At 56.9% G+C, this 19,276-nt stretch carries 15 protein-coding genes and 2 pseudogenes; 11 read left to right on the top strand and 6 right to left on the bottom strand.

Annotated features, from left to right (window positions below; genetic code table 11):
- Nucleotides 1-19 precede the first annotated feature (19 nt).
- The 4 genes from ASC80_RS10625 to ASC80_RS10610 are packed head-to-tail and all read left to right on the top strand — an operon-like array spanning nt 20 to nt 4,386.
- On the top strand, nt 20-1,411 hold the full coding sequence (locus tag ASC80_RS10625; RefSeq protein ID WP_082512516.1) for an ABC transporter substrate-binding protein: 1,392 nt from the start codon (nt 20-22) through the stop codon (nt 1,409-1,411).
- Between the two features lie 54 nt (nt 1,412-1,465).
- Entirely contained in the window at nt 1,466-2,368 is a 903-nt protein-coding gene (locus tag ASC80_RS10620) for a carbohydrate ABC transporter permease (RefSeq protein ID WP_056296553.1), read from the top strand.
- The gene (locus ASC80_RS10615; protein ID WP_082512515.1) at nt 2,365-3,264 is read left to right on the top strand and encodes a carbohydrate ABC transporter permease; all 900 of its coding nucleotides are present in this window, start codon (nt 2,365-2,367) and stop codon (nt 3,262-3,264) included. Before ASC80_RS10620 ends, ASC80_RS10615 begins: the two co-directional genes overlap by 4 nt.
- 21 nt (nt 3,265-3,285) lie before the next feature.
- Nucleotides 3,286-4,386 carry an ABC transporter ATP-binding protein gene (locus ASC80_RS10610; protein WP_056296550.1) on the top strand — a complete coding sequence of 367 codons (1,101 nt, stop codon included), beginning with the start codon at nt 3,286-3,288 and terminating at the stop codon, nt 4,384-4,386.
- Between the two features lie 505 nt (nt 4,387-4,891).
- Here the strand turns inward: ASC80_RS10610 and ASC80_RS10605 are convergent.
- The 6 genes and pseudogenes from ASC80_RS10605 to ASC80_RS10580 form a co-directional block, all read right to left on the bottom strand.
- The gene (locus ASC80_RS10605; protein WP_200941181.1) at nt 4,892-5,371 is read right to left on the bottom strand and encodes a hypothetical protein; all 480 of its coding nucleotides are present in this window, start codon (nt 5,369-5,371) and stop codon (nt 4,892-4,894) included.
- Between the two features lie 79 nt (nt 5,372-5,450).
- A complete protein-coding gene (locus tag ASC80_RS10600; protein ID WP_056296546.1) occupies nt 5,451-6,209 on the bottom strand; it encodes an SDR family oxidoreductase in 759 nt (252 codons plus the stop codon).
- Between the two features lie 160 nt (nt 6,210-6,369).
- Nucleotides 6,370-7,305: pseudogene (locus ASC80_RS10595) on the bottom strand (MBL fold metallo-hydrolase).
- A gap of 95 nt (nt 7,306-7,400) precedes the next feature.
- Nucleotides 7,401-7,943: pseudogene (locus tag ASC80_RS10590) on the bottom strand (FAD-dependent oxidoreductase); the annotation flags it as partial.
- Between the two features lie 742 nt (nt 7,944-8,685).
- On the bottom strand, nt 8,686-9,702 hold the full coding sequence (locus ASC80_RS10585; protein ID WP_156464354.1) for a sensor histidine kinase: 1,017 nt from the start codon (nt 9,700-9,702) through the stop codon (nt 8,686-8,688).
- Nucleotides 9,703-10,108: 406 nt separating this feature from the next.
- The gene (locus ASC80_RS10580; RefSeq protein WP_210168410.1) at nt 10,109-10,309 is read right to left on the bottom strand and encodes a hypothetical protein; all 201 of its coding nucleotides are present in this window, start codon (nt 10,307-10,309) and stop codon (nt 10,109-10,111) included.
- A gap of 138 nt (nt 10,310-10,447) precedes the next feature.
- Between ASC80_RS10580 and ASC80_RS10575 the strand changes: the two genes are divergently transcribed.
- The 7 genes from ASC80_RS10575 to ASC80_RS10545 are packed head-to-tail and all read left to right on the top strand — an operon-like array spanning nt 10,448 to nt 19,262.
- Complete coding sequence (locus ASC80_RS10575) at nt 10,448-11,479, top strand: LacI family DNA-binding transcriptional regulator (RefSeq protein ID WP_056296540.1); 1,032 nt, start codon at nt 10,448-10,450, stop codon at nt 11,477-11,479.
- A gap of 14 nt (nt 11,480-11,493) precedes the next feature.
- Entirely contained in the window at nt 11,494-12,849 is a 1,356-nt protein-coding gene (locus tag ASC80_RS10570; RefSeq protein ID WP_082512605.1) for an FAD-dependent oxidoreductase, read from the top strand.
- Nucleotides 12,846-14,558 (top strand): dihydroxy-acid dehydratase, encoded by a 1,713-nt coding sequence (ilvD, locus tag ASC80_RS10565; protein ID WP_056296533.1) that lies wholly within the window; start codon nt 12,846-12,848, stop codon nt 14,556-14,558. Before ASC80_RS10570 ends, ilvD begins: the two co-directional genes overlap by 4 nt.
- A 43-nt stretch (nt 14,559-14,601) precedes the next feature.
- On the top strand, nt 14,602-15,906 hold the full coding sequence (locus tag ASC80_RS10560) for an ABC transporter substrate-binding protein (protein ID WP_056296530.1): 1,305 nt from the start codon (nt 14,602-14,604) through the stop codon (nt 15,904-15,906).
- Between the two features lie 17 nt (nt 15,907-15,923).
- The gene (locus tag ASC80_RS10555) at nt 15,924-16,814 is read left to right on the top strand and encodes a carbohydrate ABC transporter permease (protein WP_056296527.1); all 891 of its coding nucleotides are present in this window, start codon (nt 15,924-15,926) and stop codon (nt 16,812-16,814) included.
- The gene (locus ASC80_RS10550) at nt 16,807-17,625 is read left to right on the top strand and encodes a carbohydrate ABC transporter permease (RefSeq protein WP_056296524.1); all 819 of its coding nucleotides are present in this window, start codon (nt 16,807-16,809) and stop codon (nt 17,623-17,625) included. The genes ASC80_RS10555 and ASC80_RS10550 overlap by 8 nt, the downstream gene beginning before the upstream one ends.
- An 11-nt stretch (nt 17,626-17,636) precedes the next feature.
- Nucleotides 17,637-19,262, top strand: a complete 1,626-nt coding sequence (locus tag ASC80_RS10545) for a GMC family oxidoreductase (RefSeq protein ID WP_056296520.1) — start codon at nt 17,637-17,639, stop codon at nt 19,260-19,262.
- The last annotated feature ends 14 nt before the right edge of the window (nt 19,263-19,276 follow it).

The raw sequence follows: 19,276 nt of genomic DNA, 5'->3' as shown, positions 1-19,276 counted from the left end.
AAAATCTAGGGAGGAATCGATGACAAATGTAGATAAGACGCCATCCCAGCTATTGTTAGATCGGCGCGGCTTTCTTGGCGGAGCGGCTGCAGTTGGTATTGGTGCAAAGAGCCTGTTCAATGCCGGCAGCGCATCCGCTCAAAGCACAAAAACCGGAACGGTACGGGTCTGGGGAGAGCCAGGGCCATATGGCGGCGTTGGCATCGCTGCGATGAATGAATGGGCGCAGAAGAATGCGCCCGGTCTGAAATTCGAAATTGAAACCATTCCGTGGGACGGCGTCTACGTCAAGTTGATGACGGACCTCGCGGCTCGCCGGCCGCCCTCGCTGATCAGCGTTGAGTCGCCGATTGCGATGCAGATGATGGCGGAAGGTTTGCTTCTTCCGGTCGACGATATGGTCGACAAGATTGGACGCGACCGTCTCGTCGATGGCGTCAAGTGGGACTATTGGGGTAGCTGGAAGGGCAAGCAGTATGTCATCCCAGCACATCATCAACCGCATTTGCTGCTTGTTCGCACTGATATCGTGAAGGAGCTTGGACTGAAAGATCCAGATACCTGGGATTGGAATGATCTGCTGAATGCTGCCAAAACTATTACACAAAAGAAGCAGAGCATGGCCGGTTTCTGCATGGCGCTCGGGCGGAATCTCTGCACTGACTATCACTTCGCAGCGCTTCTGCATGCCGCCGGCGGACGGATGTTTGACACCTCGAACAAATTCGAAGTGGCGTTCGACAGCCCCGAAACTGTCGAGGCACTGACCTTCGTGAAAGAATTGCTGCCGTATATGCCGAAGGGTGCGGTCGAATACAGTTTCCTTCAGGTGGTCGATGCGCATGTCACCGGCCAGACGGCAATGAGCTTCTATTGGGGGCGTACGCTGGGTCGTGCCGCAGAAGAGGCTAAGCCGATCTTCGAGGCAACCGAGGCGTTCAATCACGCGCGCAATCCCCGAACCAATCGACGCAGCAACTGGAATGATTTCCAGGGCTGGTCCATTCCGGCGCAGAACAATCCGTATATTGAGGAGGTCAAGCAGGCCTTGGTATATCAGCAGACCAGCAAGGAGTGGCTCGTGAAGTACTGTCATTCGCTGATGCCGAACGTCGCGCCGACTTACAAGGATGTCGCTAACTCCGAAGAACTCAAGAACCATCCATTCTACAAGTCGAAACCGAAGACCGTGGATACCTATTTCAAGGGCTCGCTTGCGCACTCCAGCAGTACTGCAAATGAGCTCTTGCAGGGAGGCAACCCGCTTTCAGGGTACGTCCATGGTCGTTCTATCTTGGCGCAGACGGTGCAGAAGGTCGTCATCGACAACCAGACGCCTCAGCAAGCCGCTAAGTGGGGCGCGCGGGAACTGGAAGCCATTCGCCGCGAGAATATTCGATTGCTCGGATGACTGATCCAGCCGGGCAGCGTTGGCTGCCCGGCCCTGTCTTGGAACGGAAAGATAATGCGTCGTCTCGATTTCCTGCAATCCGATCGGTTCGTGGGGTTGTTCTTCATCACGCCGTTCGTCGTTACGGCCATTGTGTTTATGGTGTACCCGATCGCGGAAGCGGTTCGGATGGCTTTCTTCAGCTACAATCCGCTGCGCCCTGATCTCATCTCCTATGTCGGGCTGGCTAACTTTGAATTCATTTTTTCAGACCCGCTGTTTTGGAGCTCGTTCAGTCAGGGAACGATATGGACGCTTCTCTCGATCCTGTTTCAGACGATCTTTGGGGTCGGTATTGCGCTGCTGCTTCATCGTAAGCTATTCGGCATGGCGATCTTTCGCGGTCTGTTGCTGTTTCCCTATATCGTACCGACCGTCGTTATTGCGCTGATCTGGCGATGGATATTCAATCCTGAAATTGGGGTTATTAACTACAGCCTCCAGTGGGTCGGCCTGATCAGTGAACCGATTTACTGGTTATCTACGCCGACGATGGCGATGGCTTCCACAATCATGCTGAATGTGTGGAAGTACACGCCGTTCGTTGTCATCTGCGTACTGGCAAGGCTGCAGGCGGTGCCGCTGGAGCTTTATGACGCTGCCAAGGTGGATGGCGCAGGTGCGTTCCGACGTTTCATGGACGTCACGCTGCCGCAACTTCGTGAGGTTCTGATCGTCGTCATTGTATTCCGCACGATCTGGACCTTCAACAAGTTCGAAGAAATCTACCTTCTGACAAAAGGCGGGCCTGGAACGTCGACGTTTAATCTCGCGATCTATTCATTTGAACAATCGATGGCGAGCCTCAGGCTGGGCGTTGGCGCGGCAACCGGCGTCGTGATGATGGTTATGCTCATGATCGGAAGCGTCGTGTACTTGCGTGTTGCAGGCTTCGGCAACGAGGAGAAATCAACGTGATCGCCGATAAATTCCGGCCCGCAACGAAAACGGCAGCCCTTTATCTGCTTCTCTGCATCGTCACATTTGCGGTGTGCTTCCCGCTGATTTGGGCGCTATCCACGTCGCTGAAGCCAAAATCGGAAATCTTCGCCACGCCTCCCACGTTGATTCCTCATTCCATAACATTCGAGAACTATGAAGCTCTGCTGAGTGGCCGTCCGCAGTACTATCAATCTGGTGGAACAAGTCAGGCAACCGGACCTTCACCGGCCCAGTTCTTTACGCGGTGGTTCATCAACAGTGTGATCGTGACGCTGGGATCTACCCTCATCAGCATCGTTGTATCTACGCTGGCAGCTTACAGTCTTACGCGCTTCAGATACTGGGGCCGCAGTATGATTCCATATTTCAGTCTGCTCGGCTACATGGTGCCGTCGATCATCTTTGTCTTTCCATTATTCCTGATGATGGTACGGCTCGATCTTACTGACAATTTGCTCAGCCTGGTCTTTGGTTACGTCTGTATCACGCTGCCGTTTTGCATGTGGTTGATGTGGGCCTTCATGCGTTCGATACCGATTGAGATCGAGGAGGCGGCTCTCATCGATGGAGCATCGAGATATCAGGTTTTTGTCAACGTCGTCCTGCCGACCGCGATGCCCGGAATTATTGCCGCATCCATATTCTCCATGATCGTTTCCTGGAACGATTATCTGTTTGGTCGTGTCTTCATCAACTCACTGGATAATCTGACACTCACGGTCGGCGTCATGCTGTTCTTCGAAGGTACACATGTGGACTGGGGGTTGTTGATGGCTGCCTCCGTACTGATGACGGTTCCGATGGCGATTCTATTTATGGCTCTACAGCGCCATCTGGTTGCGGGCTTCGGTGCAGGCGCGGTCAAAGGCTGATCTAAAGAAAGATTGAATGAAATGGACGTCAAGTTACAGCGCATCAACAAAAGCTTCGGCAGTATTTCGATTCTGAAAGACGTGGATCTCGTCTTTCCGAGCCGAAGATTCGTTACCCTTCTGGGACCATCGGGTTGCGGAAAGACGACGCTGCTCCGCATGATAGCCGGCCTTGAGGACATTACTGCCGGCAGTATCCATTTTGGCAATCGCGAGGTGAACAAGCTTGCGCCGCGAGACCGAAATATTGCAATGGTGTTTCAGTCCTACGCGCTTTACCCGCAGATGACGGTCCGAAAAAATCTCGGCTATGGGCTGCGGGTTCGTAAGACGCCTGAAGTGGAAATCGATAGTGCGGTTGTACGCGTCGCCCGCATTCTCGAGATTGATCACCTTCTCGACAGAAAGCCTGCGCAATTGTCCGGTGGCCAGCGGCAGCGCGTGGCCCTGGGTCGCGCTATGGTACGTAAGCCAGATATTTTTCTGATGGATGAGCCACTCTCAAATCTTGATGCAAAGCTGCGTGTGACCATGCGCGGGGAGTTGCGCCGCTTTCATCTCGATCTCAATGCGACCACCGTATATGTAACCCATGATCAGCTCGAAGCGATGACCATGTCGGATTTGATCGCCGTCATGCACAAGGGGGTCGTGCAGCAATTCGGCACGCCCGAAGAGGTCTACAGCAGGCCGGCTAATCTTTTCGTTGCGGGGTTCATTGGCAGCCCGCCGATGAATTTCCTTGAAGGCACGATCGATTCCGGGCGATTCAGAATTGGAGAGGCGGCACTGCCGCTTCCTCCGCTGGCTAGCGGGATAGCTCCCGGGCTCGATGCCGTGATCGGGGTCCGCCCTCAGGATTTGAATTTGGTCGCGTCGGCCGGCCCTGATGCGCTGGCGGGAAGAGTTTCGCTTGTAGAGCTATTGGGCTCGGAAAAGCTCATTGAAGTACAGGTATCGGACCGCAAGCGGATCAGTGTGCAAGTCCGCGCTGAATCACAAGTTGGTCTTGGCGAGAATGTCCATGTCGGGTTTGATGCGCAAAGTGTCCATGTCTTTGACAAGCGGACCGAGCAGTCATTGCTGGCAGAAGCTACGTTCTGCAACATCAATCATGCTTGAGCCTATGGTCGCCGAGTAGTCAGCACGTCGCGCGTGCCGTTGATGCGTTATGCAACGAGATAATCGTTTGTGCTGCGTCTGCGGTGCGGACGTAGACTCCCGCCGTGGCCGATAGGCCTGCGCGCTGATCGTGCGTCGCCGATCAAACGGCCGCTCACCTAAGGGATATTTTAGATCAGCAAGATAGAGATTTGGTCCACTCGAATTCGCTGTTTCCTACATACGCCTCCGTAAATCCCTGTTATGCGCGCGAAGGTTCCCTGTTCTTCGAAATTTATTCCCTGTTAATTCTCTAGGGATTGTCGCAGAAATCGCTGTGGCACCGCGCTTTCTTGTCTCCCAAGCCCTCTGCGGAGGCCTAAATTTTCCAATTTCCCTGTAATATTCCCTGTTAGCAGGGAATTCTCGCTGGAGACGGGTGCGATCACAACTGCGTCGCCAGCCAGGCAGTCTGGTTTAAGGCCGCGTCGCGAGAAAGCGCCTCTCGCCGCAAAAATGGCGTCGATCAAGTCAGTCTGCCCGGCGACGGCTGCGATTTCTGGTGTCCTACACCTGCATCGCCGGAACACGCAACATCACCCTGCAGGCAGGCACTCGGATTATAAAAAGCCCAAAGGGTCAGCAACGCACCGATGATGGCCGGCATAGTAAGGGCGGGAAAGTCACGGACAAGATCTGCCGGACCACAGATGCCAACAGCAACCTCCCAGAAGTGGAAGAACGCATGGCTTGTCAGCCACAATGTCGGCATCAGCCAGAGCAAAACGCGGAAGCGAGGTTGCATCGCTCCTGTTAGCAGAGATGTTCCTATAAAGAGGTAGATCAGCCCAATGTCTCGGATAAAGTGCTGATTGAATGGTCCAGTCGTGGTCACTCCCGGAACGACAACGTACCATTCTGCCGGCGAGACCAACATGAAGGCGCTATTGAGTATGGCCATGATGCCGAGCAAAACTGCGACGGCAAGACAAATTGGTTTGAGCATTGTCATCTCATTTTTCTGAAGTTCGTTAAATCTTGAATGACGTAGAGTTTCGCGGTCGCGCTTTTCGCGACCGCGGTGCTTACTTCTTTGGCGGTGGGACGTGCGTCAGCCACCAGTCGAATTTGGTTGAGCCGAGTTTTGCGGATTTTCCAGGGATCAGAAAATTGTCCGTTAACTTGACGCCAAAATAGCGCGCCTCGGGATCGAGGATTACTATTCGGGGATCTTTGTCGTGGGCCAGCACGCGACCCACTAATTCGTCGATATGAAATATGTCGGGGCCGCCCACTTCGACAGTGCCGTTGCAGGGCGGCGCTAAAGCAGCATCGACAACCGCAGACGCCACATCTTCGGCTGCCATCGGTTGGATCAACGAATGCGGAAGACGAACAGTTTCTCCTTCGGTCGCGGACTGCGCGATGCTGCGTACAAACTCGAAAAACTGCGTGGCGTGCAATATCGTGTGCGGTATTGGCGAGCTTTTGACCAACTTTTCTTGCGCCAGTTTGGCCCGGAAGTAGCCGCTCTCCTGCATCAGCTCTGTTCCGACGACCGAAAGCACGACGTGCAACTTGACGCCAGCGGTGATCTCCGCAGCGACAAGATTTTTGCCAGCGGTCTGAAAAAAGTTCATTGCCGCCTGATCTTCGAATGACGGCGAGTTTGCCAAATCGACGACGACCTGCGCGCCGTCGAGCGCTTGGTCGAGTCCTTCACCGGTCAGCGTGTTAACACCGGTGCTTGGCGCTGCTGCAATGGCCTGGTGGCCGAGTGCGGAAAGTTTGCTGACAACTTTCGATCCAATGAGGCCCGTTCCTCCGATAACGATGATCTTCATAGTATGACCTTTCAAGGTCGTTGAGTAATCTCGCGCTCATAGAAGCATAAGCAGGACGAATGCCGTGAACGATTGTGATTGAGTGCTGTCAAGAAACTAGGGCGTGAGCCCACTAGCGCCATAATTGCACGCCCTAGTTCGGACCTAACCCAACAGGTGGTCAGTAGTCCCAAAAGACCGGCACCCAACGAAAGGCGTCGCCGGCGACCGCCACATGGCCGACGGATGGGAACGGCAGGTGAGTGGCGACCAGCAGTTCGCCGGTCTCAGCAGCTCCCGCAAAAGACGAACCCGAACGCGCGCCGCTTCCTCGGGGTCGTGCTCGAAACCGTTGTGCCAATCGGGTTGGTCGAACCCGACCGCGAACACCGCGTCGCCGGCGAACGTCAGCGCGTCGCCGCCGGACGCCAGGCGGACCACGCTGTGCCCGGGGGGTATGGCCGCCGGTGCGACGAACCATGACGCCCGGCGCAACCTGGTGCTCCTCGTCGAACTGCCGCAGATGGCTGCCGTAATCTTTCACGAACCGCTTGGCGGTCGACCGAAGTGCGTCCGGGAAGCCCGGAGGCATGACGACGCGGGAGAAATCGGGCGACTCCCAGAATTTGACCTCGGCAGCCGCCACATGGATCAGCAAGTCCGGACGCAGTTTGTCCTTCACCCCATCGACGAGCAGCCCGCCAACGTGATCCATGTGCATGTGGGTCAGCACCACGTCGGTCACGGACGCAAGATCGATGCCTGCAGCCTCCAGTCGCTTGATCAACTGCCCGGCCCGCGGCAAGTGCAAGTCCGGGTCTAACCCAAGCCCGGCGTCGATGAGGATGGTCCGACCACCGCTACGTACTACGACCACGTTCAGCGCCCAATCGAAAGCGTCCGGCGGCAGGAACATGTCGTCCAACCAGGCCGCCCGGGCGGCCGGGTCGACGTTGTGTCCTAACATTTTGGTTGGCAGTGGCAGCACGCCATCGCTTATCACCAGCACTTCAATGTCGCCGATCTGCACCGCGTAGCGCGACGGAACCAGTTCGTCGGGTCTCGATCTGACGGAATGTGAGGTTTTGTCTAGGGTGATGTCTGTGTTCATCGTCATGCTTGTCTCCTGCTTCATGTTAAAAACTCCTGGCTGGTCTTGGTTGAACAGGCCGCACTACCAGTGCAGAGACGCTGCCGTCTTTGCTTGGGCATCTAGAGGTCAATCACGCGTTCTGGATCGGCCGCCGCGAGCGCCGCTGCGCGATGAGGTTTTGGCGGGTAGATCCAGGCGGTGTTGATTTCCTGCTTGGTCTTCTTGGCGACGTCGCCCACCATCTCCACCTTCGGCTCGCAGCCGCGCGTGAACAGAGCGCCCGCCTCGAGATCGAGACAGGTGACGTAGGCCTTCTGGTGGTACGGCTTGGTCGGAATGCCCAGCAGTTCGGCTGCGGCATTGTTGCCGGCGAAAGCACCCATCCTTGTGGCGTGCTGGCACGACATCAAAGAGTAGTTACCCTTGTTGTCACAGGCGGCACGGGCAGCATCGCCCGTGGCGAATACGCCTTGAACGCCGGGCACGCGCAGGTCGCTGTCGACCATCAGACGGCCGAAACTGTCACGCTCGGCGGGAATCTGTGCGGTCAGGGGAGCGGCGCGAATGCCGGCTGCCCAAATCACGGTCGACGCCTCGAAGCGCTCGCCACTCGACAGCGTGACACTTGATTGGTCCATTACCTCGACGCCGGCGCCCAGTCTGTTTGGAGAGGGCGATGGACAGGAGCCGAATTTTATCGATCTCACCAGATGAAGCCGCTTGCAAAATCGTTTCTGCGATTTTGACCTGAGCAAGCTGGGTGCGCTCCTGAAGGGGCAAACAGGCTATCGCAGTTCGATGAATGTCTTGGAGAAATTTTTCCCGTGCACGAACAAGCGCTGGTTTCAAGGCGGCCTCCCTTGGTTAGCTCCCTTTCGTCGCCAAAATTATATCGAATGACGCTCCTTTGCTGCTCACTTTGAGAGACGCCGGGATCACTCAAATGGGTTATCTCAAATCATAGGGATGACTAGTTGATCCAGCCGCTCAACGGCGAACAGTGAGAAGGCCGGGCTTAGTCCCTGTGACCTCGCGCTCTCGTTAAAAACTGGGCTCCTCGGATTCTGGCTGCGTGATTCGAACGAGTGATCCGGCGCGCATGCCTTCCACCCGATAATACTCCATCACTCTAGAGAGTGACGGCGCCGACCAAGATCGTGGCCTCGTCTTTGGCACCTCTTGGACGGCATTTCGGATTACCGCTTTGATCAGCCTTAAACTGAGCGCTCGAGGAGACTTTACGATGCCGGCGTGTGGAAGGAAGAAAGCTAATTCTCCGGACTCCGAGCCGAATGGCTGCCGGTGGTCACGGTCGGATTCGCAGAACAAAGCGTTATTGAATGTCCACTCACATTGGGGCAGGTCAGTTGAAAGAGCACCTCCGCCCTGACTAAGGGCGTACTCTTAGCGGTCAACGATTTTCGCCTCTCGTGCCTGTAAAGTAGCCAGAGGAACATCGAGTTCGTACTCAATGCCCTCGGGCTCATATCGCAATCGGACACTGCCATTAAGCTGATCGGCAAGGCGCTTGATGAGATTTGTCCCGAAACCGCGTCGAGTTAGCTCTTGGACGAGCGGGCCTCCTCTCTCGGTCCATTTCAGCTTTAACAGATGTGCGGGCTCATCGACTGCCGAAGTGATGTGGACACGTCCTGTGGCGTTGGACAGCGCACCGTATTTAACGGCATTCGTGCAAAGCTCGTTGAGGGACATAATGAGTGGAAGGACCGCACCCGAAGCAATATCGATGTTACTATCTCGAACGACAAACCGTCGAACCTCCAGATCATCGAATGGCTCGATAGCAAGCAACCGACCTTCGATGGCCAATCGTCCTTCCTCCAAGTTCTGCGCAGATTTCAGGCTCTGGGAGGTAATCGCAGCAACGATTGCAATCATATTTTTCACTCGATGATGCAACTCTTTCAACAGTAAATCCTGAAATCGCCTAGCAACTTCCACATCTCGTATAGCGGTTACTATGACGAGCCCGTTGGGGGTTTGATGTGGGCTCAGGCTAATCTCAACCGGGATTTCGCTGCCGTCCTTATGAAGAGCGTGTAACTGTAGCCCCGTGCCCATCATGCGTGGTGTAGGGTCGTTCATGAAGCGTTTTAAATGCTCCGCGTGGAGATCCCGACTCCGTTCGGGAACAAGAATGCTAAGCGGTTTTCGAAGGAGCTCGTCTATTGAGTAGCCGAACATCGCCTCGGCGCGCTTGCTCGCGAAGCTAATGCAGGCGCTCTGGTCGACGATAATAATGGTATCCGGGCTTTCCTCTAAGAAGTCGTGAAAGCCATCATCGTTACCAACCTCGACAGTCGCAACGGCCCACGAATCGGCCCGATCGCTGTGCCGCGCAGGATTATCAGCGATGGAGCGCCGCCTTTTTGCCGGAGTTGTCGTCCTTGTCGTCCTCAAGGTCAACTCGCTTTGCCAACGGTCGTGAGCGTTCTCTATTTCAAGACCCGTACATCCATCTTATCAAAGCTTGGGCGGTAGCCTTGAGGCAGATCAACGAAGATCAAGTTTTTCGCAAGCTGCGGAGCGCACGTCGTAACACCGGTCTATGCTCGGTTTTGGGGGCGAGTGAATGTTAATCCGACTTTCGCAACGGCATGGCGCAAATAGCTCATAAGCGCGACTACGCGTGCAATTACTCGAGCCGATCAACGATCGGTTCGCAGTGTCGCGAAACAACTGCAGAATTGCGTTGCCGATCATTCACGTTCAACTTCACCCTCCATGTTCGGTCATCCGACGGGAGGTTACCTTCAAGGTAATCCAAAGAAATGAGTGATGAAGCAACGCGGTTGGCGGATGCAGCTCACTCGGCGAGCCGGCCGTAACTATCCGTGAACCAACGAAATGCGCCCTGAACGATAACAAAAGCCGCAGCTGTCTGGATGACCTCACCGAGCGTCATTCCGCCCGAGAGATATTTGGGAGAGCAAATGAGTAGCGCCACACGGGCGTAAGCAAAGCGTTGGTCTGTGATACGAGCGTCATTCGCATTGGCTGCCAGCAATATTTCCTCCCGATTTGCAGCGCTTCGCTCCGGCGACCGCGTATTCAGAGAAAGGAGATTATTTTTGCTTGCCATGAATTCGTATACATGATTATTGTTCTTTGAAATAAGACAAATCGAACGACTTGCTATGTGAGAATGAATACGATTTCACAAAATTTGCCTTTAACGAGCAAGGACATAGCTCGCGTTGCGAAGGTGTCGCAGGCGACCGTGTCACGGGTGCTGTCGGGAAATCCGAACGTGCAGGCTGAGACGCGTGAGCGTGTTCTCGCTGTTATGCGGCAGATGAACTATCGACCGAACGGCATGGCCCGTGCGATGCGGACGAACCGCACGGGCAATATCGGGGTTGTGGTATCGCGTTTGGCGAACCCTCTTTATCCGGAGATGCTGCAAATTCTCGGCCAGCAACTGACCGAAGCCGGTCTGCGTATGATGGTCTGGAATACCGACGAGACCGACGAAGGCGCTGCAGCTTCCGCCGTGCGGGAAAGTCTGGTCGACGGCGTCATCATGACGACTGCCACAGCGTTTTCCACGCCACTCTACGAGGCGGTGATGATGAACGCGCCGGTCGTTCTCATCCACCGTGTTGTCGAAGGCTGGCCCTGCGATCAAGTGAGTAGCGACAACGCCCAGGGTGCGATTAGTGTTGCCGATTACGTGGTGAAATCCGGCCGCAAGCGCATCGGGTTGATCGACGGACCGCCGCTGGCAAGTACCATTCGCGCGCGACAAACCGCTTTCCGCTCGCGGCTTAATGAACTGGGCCGGCCACTGGATCCGTCGCTGGCGATACGGGTCGATTCGTTCTCGCACAAAACCGGCTTTGACGCAGCATCGTATCTGCTCGATCTCGCGCAGCCGCCAGATGTGATCTTCTGCGTCAACGATGTGATTGCGCTGGGTGCGCGTGATGCCGCGCGTGCGCGTGGCGTCGATGTTCCCGGACAGCTTTGGTTGATCGGATACGACGACATCGAGATGGCGGCGTGGCCAGCTTTTGATCTCACCACTGTCCGGCAACCGCTGAAGCAAATGGCTCACGAGGCTGTCGCACTGTTGCGTGATCGGATCGGCGGCGCGGGCCGGGATCACACAACGATTTGTCTTCCGACAGAGCTCGTCATCCGTGGTTCGACCGGCGGACATCGCACCAACAGATGATCGGGATACGCGCCATGCAAACCATCACGGAGGCCGCTCGCCAAACACCGGTTCGAAGAACGGTGGATGTTCTGGTTGTAGGCGGCGGCTCGGCAGGACTCGCGGCCGCCACTTCTGCGGCCCGTCTCGGTGCCGATGTGCTCCTCGTTGAAAAGAACGGTTATCTTGGCGGCACGCTGGCCATGGTGACCCTTGGCAGTATTTGCGGTCTGTACACAGTCACGGAATCCGAAGTCATTCCGGTCGTGAAGGGGTTTGCGGGCGAGTTGATCGAGCGCATGGATCGGCTCGGATCTATCAAGGGCCCGATGCGCTGGCTGGAAACAGCCTCACTGCTGTACGACCCGACCACGATCAAGCTGGTTGCCGATGACATGGTTGCCGAAGCTGGCGTTAATGTCGCGCTTCATAGTCTTGCAGTCGGCGTGGTGAAGGATGGCGCGCGCGTCAAGGGAGTGGTCTTCGAAGGACGAGATGGCCGCTGGGCATGCATGGCAACGACCGTGGTCGACTGCACAGGCGATGCCAACATTGCTTCGCTGTGCGATGCCGAGTTTGAGCACGATCCCTCCATTATTCAGGCTCCGACGACCATGTTCCGCTTCGGCGGCGTGGATACGGCGCGTGCCACGGCTATGACGCGTGACGAACTCCGCAATCATCTTGAAAAGGCAGTCGCTGCGGGCTTGTCTTTGCCGCGCACGGCCGGAGGCATGTTCAGCCTTCGCGAAGGCGCGATGCATCTGAATATTACGCGTGTACTTCGCGGGAATCGCTCGCCGGATCCGCTGAATACCGAAGAAGTGACCGCTGCCGAGATCGATGGCCGGCGGCAGCTCAAGACCTATCTGGAAGCATTCCGCCGTTTCGTGCCGGGCTATGAGAATGCCTTCATCGCGGATATTGGGTCGGAAATCGGCGTACGCGAAAGCCGTCGAATCAAGGGCGACTACTGGCTTACGCTTGACGATGTACTCAATGAGGCTCGCTTCGAGGATTCGATTGCATGCAGCGCGTGGCCTGTGGAGGAGCATGGTGCGGGCCGCGCAACCAAGTGGGTTTTCCTGAAGCCGGGCACTTACTACGAATTGCCATTCCGGATGCTGCTGCCAGTCGGACTCGATGGCCTTCTTGTGGCCGGCCGTTGCTCGTCTGCTTCGCACGATGCTCATGCGTCGATGCGGATTGCGGCAGTGTGCATGGCGATGGGCGAAGCCGCCGGTGTCGCCGCTGCGCAAGCGGGCGCTGGCGATATCCGCAAGATCGACATCGGCGGCCTCCGTCGCCAACTGGAGAAGCAGGGGGCCATCGTTGGGCCGCTGCCGAACGCGGGGCATCACACCAAAGCTGAGCAAGTAACCACAGCATGAATAAGCGTGAATATCGATCCAATTTCGAACCGGGGACGACGCGATGGGCCATCCGCCGTGCACAATGGCGCGCGCTCGGTTTGACTGACGAGGACATGCAGAAGCCCAAGATCGCTGTCATCAATTCGTCGTCGGAAATCTCGATCTGCTTCAGTCATCTCGATGAAGTTGCCAGAATCGTGAAGGAGGGTATCCGCGAAGCGGGTGGTCTGCCGTTCGAGATCAAGACGACGGCGCCGAGCGATTTCATCACCGGAGCAGGACGTGGCGGCCGCTATTTGATGCCGTCGCGCGATCTTCTCGTGAACGACATTGAGGTGGCGATTGAAGGCGCGGTGCTCGATGGCATGGTTTGCCTGTCGAGCTGCGATAAGACCGCGCCGGCGCACCTGATGGCGGCGGCGCGGCTCAACATTCCCAGCATTCTGGTGATCGGCGGCTATCAGGCCTGCGGACGCCTGCATAACAAGCCTGTTGATATTGAAGATGTATTCGAATCGGTCGGTGAACTGGCGACCGGTCACATCACCACCAAGGACATCGAGGAGATGTGCGAGGTCGCCGTTCGCAGCCCCGGTGTCTGCGCGGGCATGGGCACAGCCAATACAATGCACATCATGGCGGAAGCGCTCGGCATGACCTTGCCCGGCAGCGCTCCGGTTGCGGCGTCCGGCCAGCGGATGCGCGATTTTGCCAGAGAGGCGGGTCGCCGCATTGTCGGTCTTGTCAACGAGGATTTGCGCCCGAGGGACATCATGACGCCGAATGCTTTCGCGAACGCGATGGCGGTCGGTCTCGCGGTGAGCGGCTCCATCAATATGCTGCGTCATCTTCAGGCTGTAGCGTCCGAGGGTGAAATCGGCGCCAATGTTTATGAACTGATCCACAAGCTCGGCAGCAAGGTGCCGCTGTTGTGCGCAATCAAGCCAAACGGAAGCGGTCGTATCGAAGAACTGGAAGCGGCTGGTGGCGCCCGGGCCGTGATGAAGCAGCTGGAGACGTTGCTGCAGCGTGACGTGATGACCGTCACGGGGCGGACGGTTGGCGAGAATCTTTCCGATGTCACGGTTGGCGATGGCGTTATCGGAAGCCTTGCACAGCCGGCCGGCCCTGGGCCGTCCGTTGTCATTCTGCAGGGATCGCTGGCGCCGCAAGGATCGATCATGAAGCTCGGCACCGGCAAGGCGGCGGCGTTCCGTGGCAAGTGTCGGGTCTTCGAATCCCAGGAATCCGCCATGGAGGCGCTTGCGCGCGGCGAGATCAAGGGTGGAGAGGTGATCGTGCTGCGGGGGCTCGGGGCGCGTGGTGGGCCGGGTGTTGCTTCGGCATCCTGGTTCGTCGCGGCCGTCAATGGAGCGCATCTCGGTGAAGAAATTGCGGTGATTACGGATGGTCAGCTTTCCGGCCTTAACCGCGGCTTCACGATCGGACAGGTGATGCCGGAGGCCGCCGACGGCGGTCCGATTGCGCTCGTAAAAGATGGCGACACCATCTCGATCGATGTCGGCGCACGAAAGATCGATCTTGAGCTGAGCGACAGCGAACTCAACGCCCGTCGCGCGGCACTCGTGCCGTTCGTAAATGCCGAGAAGACGGGCTGGCTAGCCATTTATCAGGACCGCGTGCAGCCGCTGACGCAGGGCGGAACGCTAAAGCCCGGCGCACGCGCGGATCAACCGGCTTCGGCCCAACAACAAAAATCGCAGTAAGCGCTACCCATCAAAGCTTGTCAGTAACCGAGGGAGTGATGAAATGAATGTAACGCGCGCGGAATTCTTGAAGCTGGCGCTTGGCGCTGGTGCCGGAGCGGCTCTTGGCGTGCCGCTCAAAGCCTTTGCCGCCGGAATGACCGGCACTATCAGCTATCTCACCTATGAATCGCTGCCGACCACCAAAAAAGTGACCGGCGACCTGATCGCTGCGCTCGAAGCAGCAAATCCAGGTCTTAAAATCAATCCGTTGTTCACGTCGCCCGAAGCCGTGCGCAAGCAGGTGGCGTCGATGCTTCAGAGCGGAACGGCCCCCGATATCGTCAATCTCGACATCGAAGATGCCACGCTTTATGCGAACGCCAAGCTGCTGGAGCCGGTTTCTGATGTCGTCAGCGGGATCAAAAACCTGCCGGATCGCTGGCGCGCAAAAATCGACGGGCAAGACTACTTTGTGCCGATGGGCGTCAAGTTCACCTACAGCTGGTACCGCTCTGATCTGTTCGAGAAGGCCGGTCTTCAGCCGCCGAAGACATGGAGTGAATTCGAGGTTGCTGCAAAGAAGCTCACCGGCAATGGACAGTATGGTTATGCCGTCAGTTCAAACGAAACCGGTGACAACCCGGTGTCGTCGCTGTTCAGCTACGCCTTCTCCAACGGCGTCAACTTCGTCGATGACGACGGCAACGTTCTCTTTGACCAGGGCGCAAACAAGGTGGCTCTGGCCGAGACGCTGGCATTTGTTGCCCGGATGTCGAAGTTCTCGCCTAGCGGTACGAATTTCGGTTGGGGTGAGATCATCAACTCATTCGCGTCCGGCAAAGTCGCGATGGCCGACTACATCGGTTCACGCCTTTTCGCGGTGACCGCCCAGAATAACCCGCAACTTGCCGAGGTCACCAAACCTATGCTGCAGCCCTACGGCAAGTCGGCAGCGAATCGTCTTTCCGCTGAAGGCTTCATGGTGTTCCAAGGGTCAAAGAACAAGGAAGTGGCGAAGCAGATCATCACCTATCTGCGTGAAGGGCAGCGCTATTTCGACTACCTGTGGTCGATCCCGCTTCATGTTCTCCCGACCACCAAGGAGGATTTTCATGGCGGTTATCAAAAGAACGACTTCGTCCAGAAGCATCAGGATATCGTCGAGGTGATCAATACCGCGTGGGATCAGGCGCGGAATCCTGTCTATGACCTGAACGGCAAGAAGCCGAGTTGGCAGCGCGCGAAGATCTACACCAGCACTATTTACAACAAGATGCTGGCCAGCGTGGTGCAGGGTGGTGCCGATCCGACAGCCGCGATCGATCAGGCCGCAAAGGCTGCCCGTTCGCTCGTCAAGAACGCCTGAACGGACGGATATCGGCTGTGACGGGAACGAGCATACTTCGCAAACTGGATTTTTCGGGCATCGCATTGCTGCTCGTGGCGAGTCTGTTTATCGCGGTGATGATCGTACCCGTCACTTGGGCCATCGTACTTGGCTTCACCAACAGTGGACCGTTTCAGGCCCACATGACGTTCGCTGGTCTCGACAATTATCGCGAGATCCTGAGCGATTCCGCATTCTGGCGTGCACTCCTGATCGGAACGATCTATGCGGTGATCTCAACGATGCTTGAGGTCGTTCTGGGCGTCGGCATTGCGATCCTGGTCTTCCGGCACGGCAGTCCGCTCGTCACCAGCTTCGTGCTGATGCCCTACATGATTCCGACTGTCACCACTGCATTGGTGTGGCGATGGATGACGGACAGCCTCAACGGCATTTTCAATCAGCTCATGGTCCAGTCGGGTTTGTTGGGGTCGGCGGTCGAGTTCACCAGCACCGGCGTGCTGGCGATGTCGCTGGTCACGGCGGCGAGTGTCTGGCAGTTCACGCCGTTTGTCGTTCTGGTCGTCCTCGCCAATCTCGGAACGATCCCTCCGAGTGTTTACGAAGCCGCGCGCGTTGACGGCGTCAACTGGTGGCAAGAGCTGATCTATATCACCATTCCGATGCTCCGCGCACCGATCCTGCTGGTCATCCTGTTGCGCGGAATCTGGATGTTCAATCGCTTCGACATCATCTGGCTTTTGACGTCGGGCGGGCCGATCGGTGGAACGACGACGCTGCCGCTGTATGCCTATGTGCAGGCATTCGGCAACAACAACTACGGTGTCGGCGGCGCAGCATCGACAGTAATTTTCATGATTCTGCTGGTGTTCGGCATTATCTACATCCGCACGTTCCATCCCGAGAAGGAGGTGGCCCGTGGTTGAGCGCCGGAATGTTCTGCCCAAGGTGCTGATCGGAATCTATCTTGTCCCGGTGCTGTTCCCATTTTACTGGATGCTGAAATCCGCTCTGGAAACGCCGGCGGACGTTTACAAGCCTCGATTGCTGCTCAGTAGCTTCACGTTCGAGAACTTCAGCACACTTTTGAAGACGACGAATTTCCTCGTCACTGCATCCAACAGTCTACAGGCAGCGCTGATCAGCAGTGTCATCGTTGTGGTATGCAGCGGGCTCGGTGGTTATGCGCTCGCGCGGACCAATATCCCGCGCAAGACCTTGATCGCGCAGATCGTGCTGTTTTCGTACATGTTCCCCGAGGTACTTCTGGGTATCCCATTCTTTGCACTTTTCCAGAAACTTGGTCTTCTGAATTCGATCGGAGGGCTGGCCATCGCGCATGTGACGCTGAGCTTGCCGTTCGGCCTGTGGCTGATGTGGCAATTCTATCAGGCGCTGCCAAAATCTTATGAAGAAGCAGCTGAGATCGATGGCGCGAGCAAGTTTCAGACGTTTCTCCTGGTGATGGTGCCGCTATCGATTCCTGCACTGACGGCGGTCTTTATCTTCGCGTTCGCCGCATCATGGAACGATTTCGTTCTCGGGCTGATGCTGATCCGTGACGACCAGAAATTTACATTGCCGATCGCGATGAGCCTTTTCGTGCAGCAGATGGAATTGAACTGGGCCGTGATCCAGGCTGCGAACTTCCTGCTGGCGCTTCCGGGCCTTCTGCTTGTGCTGTTCGGGCGCAAGTATCTGGTGCGCGGTTTCCAGACCAGCGGCCTTGCGAACTGAGAACGAGAGAGATGCACAAGCAGGCTTACGATTACATTATCATCGGTGCCGGATCGGCCGGTTGCGTAATGGCGGACCGGCTGTCGCAGAGCGGCGAGCATTCGGTTCTCCTGCTGGAAGCAGGGGGGCAGGATCGAAATATCTGGATTCATGTCCCGCTGGGATATGGCCGAACCTTTTTCAATCGCACCGTCAACTGGATGTTCGAGACAGAACCGCAAGGGGGCCTCAACGGCCGCCGCATCGCACAGCCGCGCGGGAAGGGCCTCGGCGGATCCAGTTCGATCAACGGTCTTCTTTATGTGCGCGGCCAACGCGAGGACTATGACGGGTGGCGCGATCTCGGCAATCGCGGGTGGGGCTATGACGATGTGCTGCCGATGTTCAAGCGAAGCGAGGACCAGCAGCGCGGCAGCGATCCTTGGCACGGAACGGGCGGTCCTCTGCCGGTGACGGATCTTCCCGAGAAACATCCGATCGCGGAGGCTTTCATCGCCGCCGGCGTGAAGGCGGGGATTCCTCACAATCCGGATTTCAACGGCGAACGGCAGGAAGGCATCGGCCCCTTCCAGGCAACGGCAAAGCGAGGGCTGCGCTTCAGTACGGCGAAGGCGTTTCTCCGCCGCGCGTTGAAGCGGCCCAACCTCGATTTGTTGACGCATGCGCAGGTCACCAAAATCTTGTTCGATGGCATCCGGGCATCCGGGGTGGCTTTCGTTCACGACGGGAAGCCAATGCAGGTGGCCGCGCACCGCGAAATCATCCTTTCGGCCGGTGCAATTCAGTCGCCGCACATTCTTCAGTTGTCCGGAATCGGACCGGGAGGACTTCTTCGTCAATTTGGCGTTCCGGTCGTGAAGGAATTGCCCGGCGTCGGCGAGAATATGCAGGACCACATCCAGGCTCGCTTCATTCTCGAGACCAAGAAAAAGATCACGCTGAACGATGACATGGCGAATCCGCTGCGCCAGATTCGCATGGGCCTTAGCTACTTATTTCAGCGAAAAGGGCCGTTGGGCTGGTGGGCCGGGATTGCGGGGGCTTTCATCAAGACCCGGCCGGAGCTTGATCGGCCGGATGTTCAATTTCATCTCTATCCGTTCAGCACCGATCGCAAAGACCGGCCCGTGCTGCACCCATTCTCGGCATTCACGCTGACCGTGTGCCAGTTGCGGCCTTACTCGCGAGGCTACGTCCGCATGAAGAGTGCCGATCCATTGGTGCCGCCGGCGATCTCGCCGAACTATTTGGGGGATCCACGCGATGCTGAGGTGCTGGCCGCCGGTATGCAGGTCGCACGAAAGGTCATTGCCACCGAGCCGCTTGCCGGCATCATCAGATCGGAAAAAGAACCGGGGCCGGGCGTGAGCAGCGATGACGAACTTCTTGCGTTCCTTCGCGCGAAGGCGATGTCAGTCTACCACCCGATTGGAACGTGCCGGATGGGGCACGACGCCGACGCCGTCGTCGACGATGAGTTGAAGGTCCATGGCGTGTTTGGGCTTCGGGTGATCGATGCGTCCATTATGCCCACGCTGATTTCCGGCAATACCAATGCACCCTCGATCATGATCGGGGAAATGGGCGCCGAGCTGGTACTGCGCGATGCCACGCTGCGAAATTCAAAAGCCGCGTAAGGAACAGGGAGTCG

Origin of the sequence: Afipia sp. Root123D2 (assembly GCF_001425835.1) — a bacterium.
Lineage (GTDB): Bacteria > Pseudomonadota > Alphaproteobacteria > Rhizobiales > Xanthobacteraceae > Afipia.
Note: the sequence above shows the minus strand (reverse complement) of the source record. Positions and strands in the feature narration are given on the sequence as shown.

Coding starts and splice junctions, on each gene's coding strand:
- ASC80_RS10625 (WP_082512516.1), top strand. CDS start 20: ATGACAAATGTAGATAAGACGCCATCCCAGCTATTGTTAGATCGGCGC.
- ASC80_RS10620 (WP_056296553.1), top strand. CDS start 1,466: ATGCGTCGTCTCGATTTCCTGCAATCCGATCGGTTCGTGGGGTTGTTC.
- ASC80_RS10610 (WP_056296550.1), top strand. CDS start 3,286: ATGGACGTCAAGTTACAGCGCATCAACAAAAGCTTCGGCAGTATTTCG.
- ASC80_RS10605 (WP_200941181.1), bottom strand. CDS start 5,371: ATGCTCAAACCAATTTGTCTTGCCGTCGCAGTTTTGCTCGGCATCATG.
- ASC80_RS10600 (WP_056296546.1), bottom strand. CDS start 6,209: ATGAAGATCATCGTTATCGGAGGAACGGGCCTCATTGGATCGAAAGTT.
- ASC80_RS10575 (WP_056296540.1), top strand. CDS start 10,448: ATGAATACGATTTCACAAAATTTGCCTTTAACGAGCAAGGACATAGCT.
- ASC80_RS10570 (WP_082512605.1), top strand. CDS start 11,494: ATGCAAACCATCACGGAGGCCGCTCGCCAAACACCGGTTCGAAGAACG.
- ilvD (WP_056296533.1), top strand. CDS start 12,846: ATGAATAAGCGTGAATATCGATCCAATTTCGAACCGGGGACGACGCGA.
- ASC80_RS10560 (WP_056296530.1), top strand. CDS start 14,602: ATGAATGTAACGCGCGCGGAATTCTTGAAGCTGGCGCTTGGCGCTGGT.
- ASC80_RS10545 (WP_056296520.1), top strand. CDS start 17,637: ATGCACAAGCAGGCTTACGATTACATTATCATCGGTGCCGGATCGGCC.